This is a genomic window from Bacillus sp. JJ1474 (assembly GCF_036965225.1).
Classification (GTDB): domain Bacteria; phylum Bacillota; class Bacilli; order Bacillales; family Cytobacillaceae; genus Cytobacillus.
On record NZ_JBALPC010000015.1, the window covers coordinates 1 to 446 of the forward strand.

Annotated in this window: 1 protein-coding gene; it reads right to left on the minus strand. The window is 33.4% G+C overall.

What is annotated here, in order from left to right; translation table 11 throughout:
- Positions 1-321 (minus strand): YtxH domain-containing protein (locus V7164_RS02700; protein ID WP_335353349.1); only part of this gene is annotated, 321 nt, incomplete at its 3' end.
- Positions 322-446 lie beyond the last annotated feature (125 nt).

The window sequence follows — 446 nt, forward strand, 5'->3', positions numbered from 1 at the left end:
AGCCTCTTCAATCGCATGAATTTCCTTATGTAAAGCTTGCTGGCCGGAATGGATATCACGTTTCCATTCATCAACCATCGTTTTCACATCTGATAAAAATTCAGCAATGATGATTTTGCTTTCCTTGCCTCCCCTTAAAGCTGTATCCTTTAGATCAATGATCTGATTTTTCAGCTCTTCCATTTGTTTCTTTATATTTCCAGCATTTTCTTTTAAATTTCGACTCGTTTCTTTTCCAGAATTTGGGGCAGTTAATAGAGTACTAATCCCTGCTGCTACACCACCTATTAAAAAGCCTATAAGTAATGATTTTGCCTTCATTTTATCACCTCATTGATTAGCTTATACCAATTTTACTATGAGTTAAAACATGACTCCATAAAATAATGATAACAATTATTATTAAAGTGTTTGTATAACTTTTCCAAATTTGAGAACTGTCTAGC